10 protein-coding genes are annotated in these 16321 nt (G+C 71.6%); 6 read left to right on the top strand and 4 right to left on the bottom strand.

The window, feature by feature from the left end; genetic code table 11:
- Positions 1-3: 3 nt before the first annotated feature.
- Positions 4-918: an EamA family transporter gene (locus J5X75_RS31850; RefSeq protein WP_238490249.1), complete on the bottom strand. Its 915-nt coding sequence runs from the start codon at positions 916-918 to the stop codon at positions 4-6.
- A gap of 73 nt (positions 919-991) precedes the next feature.
- Between J5X75_RS31850 and J5X75_RS31845 the strand changes: the two genes are divergently transcribed.
- Positions 992-1483: a MarR family winged helix-turn-helix transcriptional regulator gene (locus tag J5X75_RS31845; RefSeq protein ID WP_208471302.1), complete on the top strand. Its 492-nt coding sequence runs from the start codon at positions 992-994 to the stop codon at positions 1481-1483.
- Here J5X75_RS31845 and J5X75_RS31840 read toward each other — a convergent pair.
- Positions 1457-2437 (bottom strand): glutathione S-transferase family protein, encoded by a 981-nt coding sequence (locus J5X75_RS31840; protein WP_208471300.1) that lies wholly within the window; start codon positions 2435-2437, stop codon positions 1457-1459. The genes J5X75_RS31845 and J5X75_RS31840 overlap by 27 nt on opposite strands.
- Positions 2438-2971: 534 nt before the next feature.
- Here J5X75_RS31840 and J5X75_RS31835 point away from each other — a divergent pair.
- The gene (locus tag J5X75_RS31835; RefSeq protein WP_238490283.1) at positions 2972-3670 is read left to right on the top strand and encodes a response regulator transcription factor; all 699 of its coding nucleotides are present in this window, start codon (positions 2972-2974) and stop codon (positions 3668-3670) included.
- Positions 3671-3697: 27 nt separating this feature from the next.
- Entirely contained in the window at positions 3698-5083 is a 1386-nt protein-coding gene (locus tag J5X75_RS31830) for a HAMP domain-containing sensor histidine kinase (protein ID WP_208471298.1), read from the top strand.
- 611 nt (positions 5084-5694) lie between these two features.
- Here the strand turns inward: J5X75_RS31830 and J5X75_RS31825 are convergent.
- Together J5X75_RS31825 and J5X75_RS31820 are read right to left on the bottom strand one after the other, a co-directional pair.
- Positions 5695-6465: a DUF5995 family protein gene (locus J5X75_RS31825; RefSeq protein ID WP_208471296.1), complete on the bottom strand. Its 771-nt coding sequence runs from the start codon at positions 6463-6465 to the stop codon at positions 5695-5697.
- Positions 6466-6640: 175 nt separating this feature from the next.
- Positions 6641-9451 carry an ATP-binding protein gene (locus J5X75_RS31820; RefSeq protein ID WP_208471294.1) on the bottom strand — a complete coding sequence of 937 codons (2811 nt, stop codon included), beginning with the start codon at positions 9449-9451 and terminating at the stop codon, positions 6641-6643.
- Between the two features lie 174 nt (positions 9452-9625).
- Here J5X75_RS31820 and J5X75_RS31815 point away from each other — a divergent pair, with 174 nt between their 5' ends.
- The 3 genes from J5X75_RS31815 to J5X75_RS31805 all read left to right on the top strand — a co-directional run bounded on the left by J5X75_RS31815 (position 9626) and on the right by J5X75_RS31805 (position 14962).
- Entirely contained in the window at positions 9626-10234 is a 609-nt protein-coding gene (locus J5X75_RS31815) for an adenylate/guanylate cyclase domain-containing protein (RefSeq protein WP_208471293.1), read from the top strand.
- Positions 10235-10346: 112 nt separating this feature from the next.
- Positions 10347-12428: a DNA gyrase/topoisomerase IV subunit B gene (locus J5X75_RS31810; protein WP_208471291.1), complete on the top strand. Its 2082-nt coding sequence runs from the start codon at positions 10347-10349 to the stop codon at positions 12426-12428.
- Positions 12429-12442: 14 nt separating this feature from the next.
- Entirely contained in the window at positions 12443-14962 is a 2520-nt protein-coding gene (locus tag J5X75_RS31805) for a DNA gyrase/topoisomerase IV subunit A (protein ID WP_208471289.1), read from the top strand.
- Positions 14963-16321: the final 1359 nt, after the last annotated feature.

The following is a 16321-nucleotide window of genomic DNA, read 5'->3' as shown; positions in this document are numbered from 1 at the left end:
ACCCTAGGCCCCGGGTACGACGTTTTCCGCCCTCCCGATCGGCGCAGCGGCGGCCGGCGGGGCCTTCCGCGTCGGGCGGACCCGCGCCGACTGGCCCCAGACGACGGCTCCGAAGGCGACGGTCATGCCGGCCAGCTGCACCGGGGTGAGGGTCTGGCCGAGCGCCGCCCAGCCGACCGCGGTGGCCATCACCGGGGAGAGCAGGCTGAGCAGTGAGACCTGGGCGGTGGGAAGGCGTTCCACCCCGGCGAACCAGACGGTGTAGGCCAGCGCCGTCCCGATCAGTGACAGGTACGCGTACCCCAGCAGGTTCGGCGCGGTCAGGGCCGGCGGCGGGCCCTCCACCAGGAGGGTGACCGGCAGCAGGAGCAGCCCGCCGGCGGTGAGCTGCCAGCCGGTCGCGGTGAGCAGCGACGCCGAGGGCCGGCCCCACCGTTTGGTGAGGATGAGGCCGAGCGCCATCGAGCCGGCGCCGGCCAGCCCGGCGGCGACACCGACCGGGTCGAGCCGGGCGGCCGCGGTCAGCACGGTGAGCGCCACGCCCATCGCGCCGAGCAGGGCCGCCAGCACGGTCCGCAGGGCCACCCGCTCCCGCAGCAGCAGGACGCTCAGCCCGGCGACGAGCAGCGGCTGCACCGCGCCGAGGACGGCCGCCATGCCGCCGGGTAGCCGGTACGCCGTGACGAACAGCAGCGCGAAGAAGACCCCGATGTTGAGCGCTCCGAGCACCGCCGACTTCCACCACCAGGCGCCGCGGGGGAGTCGCCGGGTGAGCGCGAGCAGCACCAGCCCGGCCGGCAGCGCCCGCAGGAGCCCGGCGAGCAGCGGGCGGTCGGGTGGCAGGAACTCGGTGGTGACCGCGTAGGTGGTCCCCCACACCAGGGGGGTGACCGCCGTGAGCAGCAGGACCCGCCGCATCGTCACCATCTCCCTCGACGTAAAGTATCTCGACATAAAGATAAACTTTGTCGAGAAGCTTGTCATCAAGAGAATGAGTGACGTGACCGACGACATCGACCGCATCCTCGGACAGTGGGCCCGCGAACGCCCCGACCTGGACACCGCCGCCATGGGCGTCTTCGGCCGGATCTTCCGCCTCAGCAGGCTGGCCGGTGACGTCACCGAGCGCGCCTACGGCCGGTTCGGCATCGGCCGCCCCGAATTCGACGTGCTGGCCACGCTGCGCCGCTCCGGCGAACCGTTCCAGCTGTCGCCGGGCGCGCTGGCCGCGTCGATGATGCTCAGCACCGGCGGCACCACGGCCCGGCTGGACCGCCTGGAGAAGGCCGGCCTGGTCACCCGCTCACCGGACCCGAACGACCGCCGGGCCATCCTGGTCCGTCTCACCGAGCGCGGCCGCGCCCTCGCCGACGAGGCGGTCGCCGCCGGCCTGGCCGAGCAGCAGCGCCTCCTCGCCCACCTGCCGCCGGAGAAGAGCGCGCAGCTCAGCGCCCTGCTACGCGAACTGCTGCACGGGCTGTGAGACGGGCGGCGTCCCGTCCCCGAAGGGCCGGCCGCCCAGCGCCTCGCGCCCGTGCGGGGTGAGCCAACCGGAGAGGTCCGGTCCGGCCGGCACGATGCCGGCCGGGTTGATGTCCCGGTGCACCTCGTAGTAGTGCCGCTTGATCTGCGTGAAGTCGATGGTGTCGCCGAACCCGGGCGTCTGGAACAGGTCACGCGCGTAGGCCCACAGCACCGGCATCTCGGTCAGCTTGTGCCGGTTGCACTTGAAATGGCCGTGATAGACCGCGTCGAACCGGACCAGCGTGGTGAACAGCCGGACGTCCGCCTCGGTGATCGTGTCACCGACCAGGTAACGCCGGGACCCGAGCCGGTCGGACAACCGGTCGAGCCGTCGGAACAGCCGGTCGTAGGCCTTCTCGTAGGCCTCCTGCGATCCCGCGAAGCCGGCCCGGTAGACGCCGTTGTTCACGTCCGCGTAGACGACCTCGTTCACCTCGTCGATCTCGTCCCGCAGCGACGCCGGGTAGAGATCCGGTGCGCCCTCGCGATGCAGCGCCGTCCACTCCAGCGACAGGTCGATCGTGATCTGCGCGAAGTCGTTGGTGACCACCTGGCCGGTCGGCACGTCCACGATCGCCGGGACGGTGATGCCCTTGTCGTAGTCCGGGTACCGCTTGAGAAACGCCTCTTGCAGTCGCTCGATCCCGAGCACCGGGTCGCGCCCGCCCGGATCCAGGTCGAACGTCCAGCTACGTGCGTCGTGGGTCGGCCCGCACACCCCCATCGACAGCGCGTCCTCCAGCCCGAGCAGCCGGCGCACGATGATCGCCCGGTTCGCCCATGGGCACGCCCGGCTCACCACGAGCCGGTACCGCCCCGGCTCCACCGGGAAGCCGTCGCGCCCGTCCGCGGTGATCCGGGTGGCGATGTACCGCTGGTCCCGGGTGAACTCACCCGATTCGACATAGGCCATGCCACTCAGTCTTCCCTCATCCGCCGCCGGCACACCAAACATCCTTTCCGGTACGGGCTACGCGAACCCGCCGTACCAGACCCGCGAGCGCCTGCCGGGTCCGGACCATGCCGCGCCCGCCGGGCGTGAGTGGGTGGTCCGGCCGGGTCTCAGGGCTGTCTCAGGCGCATCACGGCAGCGCTGAGAGCCGGCCGGACCGGGCCGTCCACGATCTTTCGCGGGCGGCCCGGTGACGACGGTGGGCGAGGCATCCCCCCGTGTGCGACGCCTCGCCCGGCTCGGGGATGGAGCTGCCGAGGAGCGCAACGGCACTGGGCACGCGGCGTCCACGCTCGCGGGCGCCCCGCCGCTGTCGCCTTTATAGCACGGGAAGAAAGCGCTTCCACGACGATTTTGGGAGCGTTTCCACGATCGCCCGGGCGCAGGTCAGGCCGACCAGGATCGGAGATGTCGCACAGAACGGGGCGGAACACACACGTCACCCGGTCGGGTCTTACCTTCCTCGTACGTTCGCGCGCCCCGCCGCGCGGCATGATGTGTGCCGTGACGGGCGCGGTGGGCAGAGGGCTGGTCCTCGTGGTGGAGGACGAGCGGCCGATCGCCGACCTGGTCCGGCTCTACCTGAGCCGGGAGGGCTTCGGGGTGCAGGTCGAGCACGACGGCGCCGCCGGCCTGCTCGCCGCCCGGCGGCTGCGGCCGGTCGTGTGCATTCTGGACATCGCGCTGCCCGGCATGGACGGCACCGAGATCTGCCGCCGCCTGCGCGCCGACGACGACTGGACCCCGGTGATCTTCCTGACCGCGCGGGACGACGAGGTCGACCGCATCCTCGGGCTGGAGCTGGGTGGCGACGACTACGTCACCAAACCGTTCAGCCCACGCGAGCTGGTCACCCGGGTCAAGGCGCTGCTGCGGCGGGCGGCCGGCCCGGCCGGGGCGGAGCGGGTGCGCAGCCTGGGCCCGCTCACCCTCGATCCCGGCCGCCGGACCGCCGCGCTCCAGGGCCGGTCGCTGACCCTCACGGCGACCGAGTTCGACCTGCTGGCGCACCTGGTGGGCCGGCCCGGCCGGGTCTTCACCCGGGAGGAGCTGCTGGCCGCCGTCTGGGGTTACGCCTCGCACGCCGGCACCCGGACGGTCGACGTGCACGTCGCGCAGGTCCGCGCCAAGCTGGGCCCGGCCGCCGCCCTCATCCGGACGGTCCGCGGAGTGGGGTATTCGGCCGATGCGTAGGTCCCGTTCCGGAAGGGCGTGCTGATCATGCCGAGACCGCCCCGGGCGTGGGCCCCCGCCGTGCGGCACTTCTTCGGCACGCTGACCGGCCGCGCCGTCCTCGTCACCACCGCCACCGCGCTCGTCTCGGTGATCGCGACCACGATGGTGGCCGTGCCCATCGCGATCCGGTCGGTGAACACCCAGGTCCGCACCGAGTTGATGAACCAGACCGTGCTCGCGGTCGAGCTGCTCACCGACGAGCGCCCCGCCGTCCGGGCCCGGATCGTCGACCGGCTGCGCGCCGAGGGCGTCGAGATCTACCTGATCCGCAACGGCCGCGCCGACCGTGCCGGGCTTCCGCCACGGCTGGTGCGCCGGGTGGCCGCGGGCGAGACCGTCGACGTCCGCGGCAAGGTCTCCGGGCGGCTGTCGTTCGTCGCGGCCCGGCCGCTGCCCGGCCGGGCCGGCGGCGTCGTGCTGACCCGTAAGGTCGCCACCAACCTGGCCGCCCGGGTGCTCGGCGGCGTCTGGGTGGCGCTGGTCATCGGCCTGGCCGGCGGGGTCCTCGCCGGCACGGTGCTGGCCCGCTTCATGACCCGGCCGATCGCGCGGGCCGCGGCCGCCGCCACCCGCCTGTCCGCGGGGGACCGTTCGGTGCGGATCTCCCGGGCCGGCCCGTCCGAGGCGGCCCGGCTCGCCGACGCGTTCAACCAGCTCGCCGCCGCCCTGCAGACCAGCGAGGGCCGGGAGCGCGACTTCCTGCTGTCGGTGTCGCACGAACTGCGTACCCCGCTGGCCACCATCCGGGGTTATGCGGAGGCGCTCGCCGATCGGGTGATCACCGGCGACGACACGGCCGGCGCGGGCGCCACCATGCTCGGCGAGGCCCAGCGGCTGGACCGCCTGATCTCCGATCTGCTGGTGCTCTCCCGCCTGGAGGCCGCGGACCTGCCGCTCGACGTGACCGAGGTGGATCTCGCCGAGCTGGTCCGCGACGCGGGGCGGGCCTGGGCGGCCCGGTGCGGCGCCGACGGTCCGTCGCTGACCGTCGAGGCGCCGGGCGCTCCGGTCGTCGTCCACACCGATGCCGGGCGGATCCGGCAGGTGCTGGACGGCCTCTGCGAGAACGCGTTGCGGGTGGTCCCGGGTGGTGCCCCGTTGATCCTGGCGGCCCGGCCGTCCGCCGGCGGGGGGATCGTCGAGGTCCGTGACGGTGGGCCCGGGTTCACCGACGACGATCTGGCGGTGGCGTTCGAGCGGGGCGAGCTGAACCGGCGCTACCGGGGTGTGCGCGAGGTGGGCAGCGGGCTCGGGCTGGCGCTGGCGGCCCGGCTCGTGACCCGGCTCGGTGGGCGGATCACGGCGGGGCATGCCCCGGAGGGCGGCGCCATGTTCACCGTGGAGCTTTACCGTCCCCGAACAATGGGCTGACACGGTTCGATCGCGGGCGGCCCAGGATCGTGGGCATGACTCGTACCCCGAAGGTCCTGATGTTGAGCGCCGCCCTGGCCGTGGCCCTGGCCGGTTGCGGCGCGCCCGATGTGGACACGCCCGAGGTGGACACGGCCGCCGAGTCGGTCGCTCTCCAGGAGGTCGGCTTCACCGAGGAGCTCGCCGACGGCCCGTCCACCGCTCCCGGCAAGGTGCGGCCCCACGCCGTCCGCAAGCTGTTGCGGAAGAACGCACTGCACGGTGAGGTGGTGGTGGAGACACGTGACGGCGGCACACGCACGGTCGTGGTCCAGCGTGGCGAGGTCACCGCGGTGGAGGGTGACCGGTTCACCGTGAAGTCGTCCGACGGGTTCGAGGGTTCGTGGACCTTCGGTGACCCGCTGCGGGTGGTCGACCGGGTGAAGCGGGAGAAGACCGAGCGCGACGCCGTGACCGTGGGCGCGACGATCGGTGTGGGCGGGGTCCGGGCGCCCCCCCCCCGGGGGGCGTGTTTCCCCCGCGGCGGCGCCCCCCCCCCCCCCCGGGGGCCGGCCCCCCCCCCACGGTCCCCGACCCGGCCGCGCCCCCCGCGTGGCCGAGTCTCGGGGCGATTACTGCAGGAATTCGCCGAAGGGCGACAGGAGGAGCTTGCCGAGACCGGTGGCGGTCTTGTCGAGCCGCCGCCGCTCCTTGTCGAGCTCGATCATGTCGTGGCGCAGAGCCCAGATCTTCTGAGCGTTGCGCCAGGCGACATTGCGGGTGTATTCCACCATCTCGCCCTGCCACCAGTCGTCGAGATCGCCGTTCATCGTGTCGATGAGCAGCTGCCAGCGATCGAGGTAACCGCGGCGCAGGCCCGGGATCTCCTCGGCGAAGATGTCGTTGACCTGGAGGTAGTCGTGGTGCTGGTCGCTGCCGTCCACCGGGTCGCTGCCCAGGTGGTCGAAGGTGGTGACCAGCGCGAACGGCAGATCGAAATTGATGTGCGCGTTGACGCCGGCGACCGCCGAGGGCAGTGGCCGGGCATCCGGCCCGGGCACCCGGCAGAACAGGCCGGCCCACACACCCGGACACGCCGGGCTGCCTTCGGTCCAGTAGCGCAGAGCGTCGAAGTAGCGCGCCGCGAACTCGACGTCGAGGCGAGCCAGGAACGCCGGGTCCTTGAACTTGCCGGCGTAGAGACGCTCGAGCACGTTCTCGGTGATCGTGAGGTAGAGCTTGTTGAAGTCGGCCAGCGGGTTGCCATGGAGCAACGGCGGTACCTGGCACAGGACCTCTTGCAGTTTCGCGAGCTGGTCTACCACTCCGGGCACGTCGTCGGGGTGCCGTTGCAGGATGTCGGACATCTCCTGCTGAACGGGGCCCCAGATGGGCTGGGTCATGGGTTCCTCCGTGAATGATGCAGTGCAGCGGAGGGCCCCCAGCACCGCCCGGCGAAGCTGGTCGCCGGGCGGTGCTCCCCCGTGCGGCTCACACTTCCACCGGGGGTCCGCCGATCGGATCGGTAGAACTACGTATTCCGCGTACGTATGTCACGGCGAGATAACGATTGCCTGGTCAGGCCGCCGTCAGGAAGACGCGACTGGCCTGTACCCGGGTACGCACCTGCAATTTGTCGAAGATGTGCCCGAGGTGTACGCCCACGGTGCGCTCGCTGATGAAGAGCAACTCACCGATCTCCCGGTTAGTCAAGCCCTCGGCGACCGCGGCCAGCACCTCGCGCTCCCGGCCGGTCAGCGAGGACAGCTCGTCGGCGGGCTGCTCGGGCGCCGCCATCGGCATCGTCTCCGCGTCGTCGGCGAGCGCGACCCGGAAGCGCTGGGCCACCCCCGCGATCTCGCTCGCTAGAGGCCGGGCGCCCATCGCGATCGCGGTCCCGTAGGCCTGGCGGAGCCCGGAGATCGCCGCCGCCCGCCGGACCCGGCGCTGCAACGACGCCTCGGCGTGCCGCAGGCGCGAATAGGCCGCCGGGTAGGGCTGCTGCCGCCGGTCCCAGACCGACGCCGCCCGTGCCCACGGCTCCGGATCGTGCCGGTCCTCCACCCGGCTCAGCTCGGCGGTGCACAGGTCGAGGTAGCCGTCGACCACCGCCCGGACCGCGGGCGGCGCCTCCACCACCCCCTTGACCAGGCGATCCATCACCGTCCGCAGGCGCCGCACCGCACCCGCGTCGACCGGCTGGCCGGCCACGCGCGCCTCCGCCTCGGCCCGTAGCCCGTGCCAGGCCAGCACCGCGAGCAGCACCAGGTCGTCGGAGCGGGACTCGGTCAGCCCACGCTGCACCGCGGCCCGGGCATCACCGTGTTCGCCCAGCCAGATCGCCATGCCGGCCCGCAGGGTCAGCATCGGCAGCACGTGCCGGGCGCCGCCGCCGGCCAGCAGGGTCGCCGCCGCGTCCAGGTTGCGGCGGGCGTTGTCCAGCTCCCCGAAACCGACCCAGAGCCGGCATCGGGCCAGCAGCAGCTCGACCGCGTCGGCGCCGGACGGACGGTTGCGCATCGCGGAGTCCAGTACGGCGTCCGCCTCGGCCCACTGTCCGATTCTGAACAGTCCATTCGCGGCGATCGCCAGTAGCCTGGTCTGGTAGGTCCGGCCGACACCGAGCGAGGAGAGCTTCTCCGCGCCGCGGCGGGCCACCAGGACCCCCTCCTCGACGCTGTTCAGCGGGCCGGCCAGCAGCTCGGCGAGGTGCAGGTAGGCCACGCCCAGGTCGTCCGGGTGGCCGGACCGCTCGGCGATCTCCACGCCGTGGCGGATCACGGCCAGGCCGGCGTCCGGATCCTCGCGGAAGGCCGCGCTGAAGCCGAGCGCGGCGCTCGCCCGGACCAGGTCGGCGGTCGCCCCGTTCACCGCGGCCAGCTCCAGGGCCTCGCGGGCATGCTGGTTGGCGTCCGCGTACCGGCCCAGGTGCAGCAGCAGCTCGGCCAGGTAGGCCGCCGCTGAGGCCCGCTGGCGCGGGGTGCAGTCGGGCGCCTCGAGAGCGCGGTGGTACTCCGTCTCGGCGGTCGCCGAGCGCCCGGCGGCCGCCAGGTAGCGGGCCCGCCGCAGATGCACCCCGGCCTGACCGGGGGCGTCCGGCCGGCCGGCCAGCTCCTCCAGGCGGGCCAGTGCCAGCAGATGCTCGCCGCACTGGTGGGCCGACTCGGCGGCGTTCGCCAGCAGCTCGGTGCGGCGGCGGTCGGCCTCGTCGGTGAGCTGGAGCGCGATCGTCCAGTAGCGGTGCGCCTCGGCGAAGCCGTACATGCTCTCGGCGGTGCGGGCGGCGGCCACCACGGCGGGCAGCGCCCGGCCCGGTTCGCCGGCCCGCTGCCAGTGGTACGCCAGGCGGGCGTTGTCCGGTTCGCCGTCGATCGACTCGAGGGCCTCCGCGTACCGCCGGTGCAGCGACGCCGCCTCGGCCGGCAGCACCTCCTGCTCCAGCACCTCGGCGACCAGCCGGTGCCGCAGCTTGTAGCCGTCGCCGTCCCGGGCCACGAACCGGTGCGTCACGGCCGCCCGGATCGCCTCGATCAACTGGTCCTCGGGCAGCGGCACGACCCCGGCCAGCACGGCGTGCTCCACCGGCTCCACACCGGCCGCGATGGCGTGCACCACGGTGTGCGCGTGCGCCGGCAGCTCGTCCACCCTGGACAGGAAGATCTCGCGCAGCGTGTCGGACAGCTCGACCCGGCCGTCACGCAGGTCCCGGGCCAGCTCCTCGACGACGAACGGGTTGCCGCCGCTGCGCTTGAAGACCCGCTCCGCGTCCTCCACGGCGACAGTGCCGCCGACGATCGCGGCCACCAGCTCGTGGGTCTGGGCCTGGTTGAGCGGGGCCAGGTCGACCACCCGCACCGACCGCAGACGGCGCAGCTCGGCCAGCACCCGGCGCAGCGGGTGGGTGCCGTGCAGCGCCTCGGCCCGGATCGCGGCGAGCACCGAGACGCGGACGTCACCGAGGCCGGCGAGCAGGTAGAGCAGCAACTGCCGGGTGCTGCGGTCGGCCCACTGGAGATCGTCGAGCACGAGCAGCAGCTGCTGGTCGCCGGCGATCCGGCGCAGGTCGCGCGAGACCCGGTCGAGAAGCGCGCCGGCGTCGTCGGCGGCCGCGTTCGGGCCGCTGCCGTCGTGCCGGCGCAACGCCTGGAGCACCGGGTGCAGCGGCGACGCGTCCCCGATGTCGAGACAGGTGCCGAAAAGCACCGCGAAGCCCGTCCCGCGCAAGGCGTCGGCGGTCTCCCGCAGCAGGCGGCTCTTGCCGATGCCGCTCTCCCCGGTCACGAACACCGCGGCTGTCCCGCCGGGACCGACGTCGCGCAGGTAGGACTGGATGTCGGCCAGCGTGCCGGTGCGCCCGACAAGCGGCCCGTCGTCCCCCTGTCTGGCCATGCCCGGCAGCCTAATCCGTATCGGCCTATCACGTTGTCGTCGGTTCGGACTGTTCTGCGTCACAAAAACGACGGAAATCGATGCTGCAGAGATAGGTAGTTCTGCGGATCCGCGTCTTGTCCTGGGCTGGCACCGTACTCCCGGTCAACGCAGTGATCTGGGGGAGCGTGAGACATGACCACCATCACTACCGCCGTACAGGAGCGGCGCCAGAACGTGACCGTGCTGTTCATCGACATCGTCGGCTTCACCGCTCTGGTGGACCGGCTGGACTGCGCGGAGGTGCGGGCGCTGCAACGGGACTACTTCTCGGTCGTGTCCGAGGTGGTCCACGAGTGTGGCGGCATCGTCGAGAAGTACGTGGGAGACGCGGTGATGGCGGTGTTCGGCGCCGCGGAGGACGGCTTCGGGCCCGAGGCGGCGGCCTCCGCGGTACGAGCGGGCCTGTCGGTCCAGGAGACGTTGAGGGGGCGACTCCTGGCCGGCAGGTTCCCGGTCCGTACCCGGGTGGGGCTGGCCACCGGAGAAGTGATCGTCGACCCGATGGCGGCCTTCGACGGCGGCTACGGGATGATCAGCGGCAGCGTGGTGAGCACGGCGGCCCGGCTGCAGGCGTACGCGCCGCACGGCACCGTGGTGGTCTGCTCGGCCACCCGGGAGGTGACCGACGAGCTCATCGCCTACCAGGAGCTGCCGCCGGTGTCGGTTCCGGGCAAGTCCTACCCGCTGGACCTCTGGCGAGCGTTGCAGCCGCAGGCCGCGCCGCTGGCCGTCGTGTCGTAGGCCACTTTTGTGGCTGTTTACCCCGATTTTGGCCACGGCATGGTCTAGACCTGGCTCGCCTGGGGCAGAAGTGTCGGAGGCGCCGGGTAGGCTCGCGCCGTCTTGACCACCCATGGCCGATCGGGAGTGCCGCCTCGTGACCGCACAGCCAGAGACCTTGTATGGGGCTGACGACCTCACGCACCTGGAAGGGCTGGACGCTGTCCGGAAACGCCCAGGCATGTACATCGGCTCCACCGACAGCCGGGGCATCAACCACCTGGCCAACGAGATCATCGACAACTGCACCGACGAGGGCGTCGCCGGGCACGCGACCACGATCGCGGTGATCCTGCACGCCGACGGCTCGGTGCAGGTCGACGACGACGGCCGTGGCATCCCGACCGACGTGCACGCCAAGTCCGGCCTGAGCGGTGTCGAGCTGGTGCTCACCCGGCTGCACGCCGGCGGCAAGTTCGGCGGCTCCGGCTACAAGACCTCCGGCGGCCTGCACGGCGTCGGCGCCTCGGCGGTCAACGCCCTGTCGCTGCGCTTCGACGTCACCGTGAAGCGGGACGGCAAGGTCCACGAGATCTCGTTCCAGCGCGGCGTTCCCGGCGTCTTCGACGGCCCGGGCCCGAACGCGTCGTTCACCCGCGAGCCCGGCCTGCGCGTGGTCCGCCGGATGAAGCGGGGCGAGCCCGGCGGCACCTCGATCCGGTACTGGTACGACGCCCGCTACTTCGAGACCGGCGCCCGCCTCGACGTCGACGCCGTGCGGACCAAGCTGCGCAACACCGCGTTCCTGGTCCCCGGCGTCCAGTACACGCTCTTCGACGCGACCGCCGAGGAGCCGGCCACCGAGACGTTCCACTACCCGAACGGCCTGGCCGACATGGTGGAGTTCCTCACCCCGGCCGCGGACAAGCCGGTCTCCGGTGTCCTCATGGTCACCGGCGAGGGGACGTACAAGGAGAACGCCGCCGACGCCAACGGCGTGATGCAGTCCAATGTCGTCCGGACCGCCCAGATCGAGGTCGCCTTCCGCTGGGGCACCGGCTACGACCGCACCGTCGAATGCTTCACCAACACCATCCGCAACATGCACGGCGGCACCCACCGCAAGGGCTTCGAGCGGGCCCTGGTGCGGGCCCTCACCGAGGCCGTCCGCAACGCCCGCGCGCTGCTCAAGCCCAAGGAGGAGCCGCCCGTCCTGGACGACTTCCTGGAGGGCATGACCGCGGTCATCCACGTGCGGGTGCCGGAGCCGCAGTTCACCTCGCAAACCAAGGACGAGCTGTCCACGGCCGGGGTCACCCGGGTCATGCAGGGGCTCGTCGAGGCGTACCTCAAAGAGTGGATCGACGGCCGGCGCACCAAGACCGAGGCCCGGACCGTCCTGCAGAAGGTGGTGGACGCGGCACGCGTCCGCCTCACCCAGAAGCAGCAGAAGGACGCGGCCCGCCGCAAGACCGCCCTGGAGGGCGCGTCGATGCCGGCCAAGCTGGTCGACTGCCGGGCCATCGGCATCGACCGCTCCGAGCTGTTCATCGTGGAGGGTGACTCGGCTCTCGGCACCGCCCGGATGGCCCGCAGCTCGGAGTACCAGGCCCTGCTCCCCATCCGGGGCAAGATCCTGAATGTCCAGAAGGCCAGCCTCCAGCAGGTCCTCGACAACGCCGAGTGCTCGGCCATCGTGCAGGTGCTCGGCGCCGGATCCGGCCGCACCTTCGACATCGGCTCGATGCGCTACGGCCGGGTCATGATCATGGCCGACGCGGATGTCGACGGCTCGCACATCCGGACCCTGCTGATCACCCTGTTCGCCAAGTACATGCGGCCCGTCATCGAGCACGGCCGGCTCTTCGCCGCCATGCCGCCGCTGCACAAGGTCGTCACCAAGGGCCGCAACAGCGAGACCATCTACACCTACACCCAGCAGGAGATGGAGGGCACCGTCGGTCGGCTGGAGCGCTCCGGCCGGCAGGTGCAGAAGCCGGTGCCCCGGTTCAAGGGCCTCGGCGAGATGGACGCCGACGAGCTGTGGGACACCACGATGAACCCGGCCGAGCGGACCGTCCGGCGGATCACCATCGAGGACGCCGAACGAGCCGAAGCCACCCTCGAGCTGCTCATGGGTGAACGGGTCGAACCCCGGAAGAACTGGTTGATCGAGGCCGCCGGCCGGATCGACCAAGAGACGATCGACGCCTGAGAGGTCCGCTACCAATGGCACGCCGCAAAACCGACAAGCGCGTCGACCTGTCAGCGTTCGACCAGGCCGGCGCCCGGATCATCGACAACCCGCTGGTCACCGAGGTGGAGGACTCCTACCTGGAGTACGCGTACTCGGTCATCCACTCCCGGGCGCTGCCCGACGCACGGGACGGTCTCAAGCCCGTCCACCGGCGGATCCTCTGGTCCATGTCCGAGCAGGGCCAGCGCCCCGACCGGCCGTACGTGAAGTCGGCCCGCGTCGTCGGCGACGTCATGGGCAAGTACCACCCGCACGGTGACGTCGCGATCTACGACGCCCTGGTCCGGCTCGCCCAGGACTTCTCGCTCAACACGCCGCTCATCGACGGCCACGGCAACTTCGGCTCACCCGACGACGGCCCCGCCGCCGCGCGGTACACCGAAGCACGCATGTCCCGCGAGGCCATGCTGCTCGTCGGCGAACTCGGCGAGGGCACCGTCGACTTCAAGCCCACCTACGACGGCTCCGAATCCGAACCCAAGGTGCTGCCCGCCGCCTTCCCGAACCTGCTGGTCAACGGCACGTCCGGGATCGCCGTCGGGATGGCGACCAACATGATCCCGCACAACCTCGGCGAGGTGGTGGCCGCCGCCCGGCTCCTGATCCGCAAACCCGGGGCCGGCCTCGACGAGCTGATGCGCTACGTCCCCGGCCCCGACCTGCCGACCGGTGGCCAGCTGCTCGGCCTCGACGAGGTGCGCCGGGCGTACGAGACCGGCCGCGGCGTCGTCCGGCTCCGGGCCCGCGCCGAGACCGGCCCGCTCGAGGGCGGCCGGGGCCGGCAGGCCATCACCGTCACCGAACTGCCCTACGGCGTCGGCGCCGAGAAGATCATCGAGGCGATCACCGACGAGGTGAAGGGCAAGGTCATCACCTCCGGCCCGCGGCGCGGCCAGCGTCAGGCCGCCCGGCTCACCGGCATCGCCGACGTCAAGGACCTCACCGACCGCGAGCACGGCACCCGGCTGGTCATCGAGTGCAAGGTCGGCGTCAACCCGCAGGCACTGCTCGCCGACCTCTACCGGCTCACCCCGCTGGAGAGCTCGTTCGGCATCAACAACCTGGTCCTCGTCGACGGGCAACCTCGTACGCTCGGGTTGAAGGCTCTTCTCGAGGTCTTCGTCCAGCACCGCTACGACGTGGTGACCCGCCGGACCCTGTTCCGGCGCACCAAGCGCGAGGACCGCCTGCACCTCGTCGACGGTCTGCTCATCGCGCTCATCGACATCGACCGGGTCGTCGCCCTCATCCGGGCCAGCGACGACGCGGCCGCCGCCAAGGCCGGGCTGATGAGCGAGTTCGGGCTCTCCGACATCCAGGCCACCTACATCCTCGACACCCCGCTGCGGCGGCTCACCCGGTTCGACCGGATCGAGCTGGAAGCCGAACAGGACCGCCTGCGCAACGAGATCGCCGAGCTCAGCCGCATCCTCGACGACGAGGCCGTCCTGAAGAAGGTCGTCTCCGACGAACTGGCCGCCGTCGCCAAGGAGTTCGGCGCGGCCCGGCGCACCACCCTCATCGACGGCGACCTCAAGGAGGTCCTCGCCGCCTCGGTGCCGGCCGGCCCGCTCGAGGTCGCCGACGACCCCTGCCAGGTCATCCTCTCCGCCTCCGGGCTCATCGCCCGGACCGCGGCGGAGAGCGAGGAGTCCACCGAGGCCCACAGCCGCAGCGGCCGGGTCAAACACGACGCGGTCCGCGCCGTCATCCATTCGACGGCCCGCGGACGTGTCCTGCTGATCACCAACCGGGGGCGGGCCTTCAAGACCGACGTGCTGCCACTGCCGGTCCTGCCCGAACAATCCGGCACGGTCTCGCTGCGCGGCGGCATGTCCGCCTCCGAGCTCGTCCCCCTGCACCAGGGCGAACGCGTGGTCGGTCTCGCGCCGCTCGCGGCCGAGGGCTCACCGGGCATCGCCATGGGCACGAAAATGGGCATCGTCAAGGTGTGCAGCCCGGAGTGGCCGGTGCGGTCCGACGAGTTCGAGGTGATCACCCTCAAGGAGGGCGACGAGGTCCTGCAGGCCACCTGGCTCACCGACGGCGGCGAGTCGCTCGTCTTCATCACCTCCGACGCGAACCTGCTGCGCTTCCCGGCCAAACTGGTCCGGCCACAGGGCCTCAAGGGCGGCGGCATGGCAGGCGTCAACCTCAGCGCCGACGCCGAAGTGATCTCCTTCAACGCGGTGTCCACGTCGGACGACACCCACGGCGCGCCGATGGTCGTCACGTCCACGGGCACCCAGGTGAAGGTGTCGCCGTTCGCCTCCTACCCGGCCAAGGGCCGGGCCACCGGCGGCGTCCGGGTGCAGCGCTTCCTCAAGGGCGAGTCGCGACTCGCGGTCGCCTGGGTGGGGCCACGACCGGTCGGCGCCAGCAACACCGGCGACCCGGTGGAACTCCCCGAGCCAGACGCACGCCGCGACGGTTCCGGGGTCGCCGTCCTGATGGGCCCCCAGATCATCGGCCACCAGATCGAGCGCGACTGATCGTCTCCCTCTCCGGCCGGGGCGGTTCGGCGTCAGCCTTCGAAGGACGCCGTCTCCCTCTCCGGCCGGGGCGGTTCGGCGTCAGCCTTCGGCGGGCGGCCGACCTCTGCTTCCGGCTGGGACGGTTCGGGGTCAGCCTTTGGCGGGCGCCGACCTTTACTTCCGACCGGGGCGGTTCGGGGGTCAGCCTTTGGCGGGCGCCGACGTCTGCTTCCGGCTGGGACGGTTCGGGGGCGGGGGTGGCCAACGAAGGCCGTCAGGCTTGATACCTTCGTTGGCCACCCCCGCCCCCGAACCTTGCCTGGCTGAGCTTTTCCGCAAACCCTTCACCGGTACGGACGGGAGCGTTCCGTAGGGCGACGCCGCTCCGCCGAGCCGCGCCCCACCCCGCCGAGCCGATCCGACCCGCATCGTGTCCCCTCACCCTCAGCCGATCCGCGTCGTGTTCCCTCGCCCTCAGCCGGTCCGCGTCGTGTTTCGCCACCGCCAGTCGGTCCGCGTCGTGTTCCCTCGCCCTCAGCCGGTCCGCGTCGTGTTCCGCCACCGCCAGTCGGTCCGCGTCGTGTTTGCATACCCCTCAGCGTCCGTGCGTTACCGGCCGGTTCGCGGCTTCGTCGGCCGAATTCATGGCTTCGTCGGTGGGGTTCGGAGCTTCGCCTGTCGGTTCCTGGATTCGTCAGCTGGGATTTGGTTCGTCCGTCTTCGGGTGTTTCTGCACTGTGGTCGATCTTGCCCGGCGGGTCAGCCGGACAAGATCACCCGCTATCTGGACAACCCTCCGCGATCTTGAGCGATTGACTACCTCCCGCGGTGGCGAGACGTACAAGGTCGCGGGGTGGTGAGCTGGCCCCGCGGAGTCGCCATTTCGCGTGGCGCGATCTTGGGGGATCTGCCACCTGTGGGGGTGGCTGGACGTTCAAGATCGCGCTTGTGGGCGGGTGGGGGGGTGTGGGAAGGCGAGGGTGGGGTGGTGGGGTGGCCTCGCGACGTCGTCATCTCGCGCGGTGCGATCTTGGGGAATTTGCCACCGGTGGAGGGGGTGGGACGTTCAAGGTCCGCTTGAGGGCGGGGTGGGAGGTGAGTGCGGGCAAGGGAAGGGAGGGAGGGTGGCTTTGGGGGAGTCGATATTTGCTGGGTGCGATCTTGGGGGATTTGCCGCCTGTGGGGGTGGCGGGACGTTCAAGATCGCGTTTGGAGGGTGAGGAGACAACGGGATAGCGCGGGGGAAGCGCGGAAAGCGGGGGGCGCGGGAGAGCGGTGAAGCGGGGGTGCGGGAGAGCGGTAAAGCGGGGGTGCGGGGGTGCGGGAGCACGGGAAAGCGGGAGAGTGCGGGAGCACGGGAAAGCGGTGAAGCGGGGG

This window comes from Actinoplanes flavus (assembly GCF_017592555.1).
Taxonomy (GTDB): domain Bacteria; phylum Actinomycetota; class Actinomycetes; order Mycobacteriales; family Micromonosporaceae; genus Actinoplanes; species Actinoplanes flavus.
This window is presented reverse-complemented; position numbering and strand designations above follow the sequence as displayed.

Excerpts from the sequence above, each read along its gene's own strand:
- J5X75_RS31850 (WP_238490249.1), bottom strand. The coding sequence starts at position 918 with ATGCGGCGGGTCCTGCTGCTCACGGCGGTCACCCCCCTGGTGTGGGGG.
- J5X75_RS31845 (WP_208471302.1), top strand. The coding sequence starts at position 992 with ATGAGTGACGTGACCGACGACATCGACCGCATCCTCGGACAGTGGGCC.
- J5X75_RS31840 (WP_208471300.1), bottom strand. The coding sequence starts at position 2,437 with ATGGCCTATGTCGAATCGGGTGAGTTCACCCGGGACCAGCGGTACATC.
- J5X75_RS31835 (WP_238490283.1), top strand. The coding sequence starts at position 2,972 with ATGTGTGCCGTGACGGGCGCGGTGGGCAGAGGGCTGGTCCTCGTGGTG.
- J5X75_RS31830 (WP_208471298.1), top strand. The coding sequence starts at position 3,698 with ATGCCGAGACCGCCCCGGGCGTGGGCCCCCGCCGTGCGGCACTTCTTC.
- J5X75_RS31825 (WP_208471296.1), bottom strand. The coding sequence starts at position 6,465 with ATGACCCAGCCCATCTGGGGCCCCGTTCAGCAGGAGATGTCCGACATC.
- J5X75_RS31820 (WP_208471294.1), bottom strand. The coding sequence starts at position 9,451 with ATGGCCAGACAGGGGGACGACGGGCCGCTTGTCGGGCGCACCGGCACG.
- J5X75_RS31815 (WP_208471293.1), top strand. The coding sequence starts at position 9,626 with ATGACCACCATCACTACCGCCGTACAGGAGCGGCGCCAGAACGTGACC.
- J5X75_RS31810 (WP_208471291.1), top strand. The coding sequence starts at position 10,347 with ATGGCCGATCGGGAGTGCCGCCTCGTGACCGCACAGCCAGAGACCTTG.
- J5X75_RS31805 (WP_208471289.1), top strand. The coding sequence starts at position 12,443 with ATGGCACGCCGCAAAACCGACAAGCGCGTCGACCTGTCAGCGTTCGAC.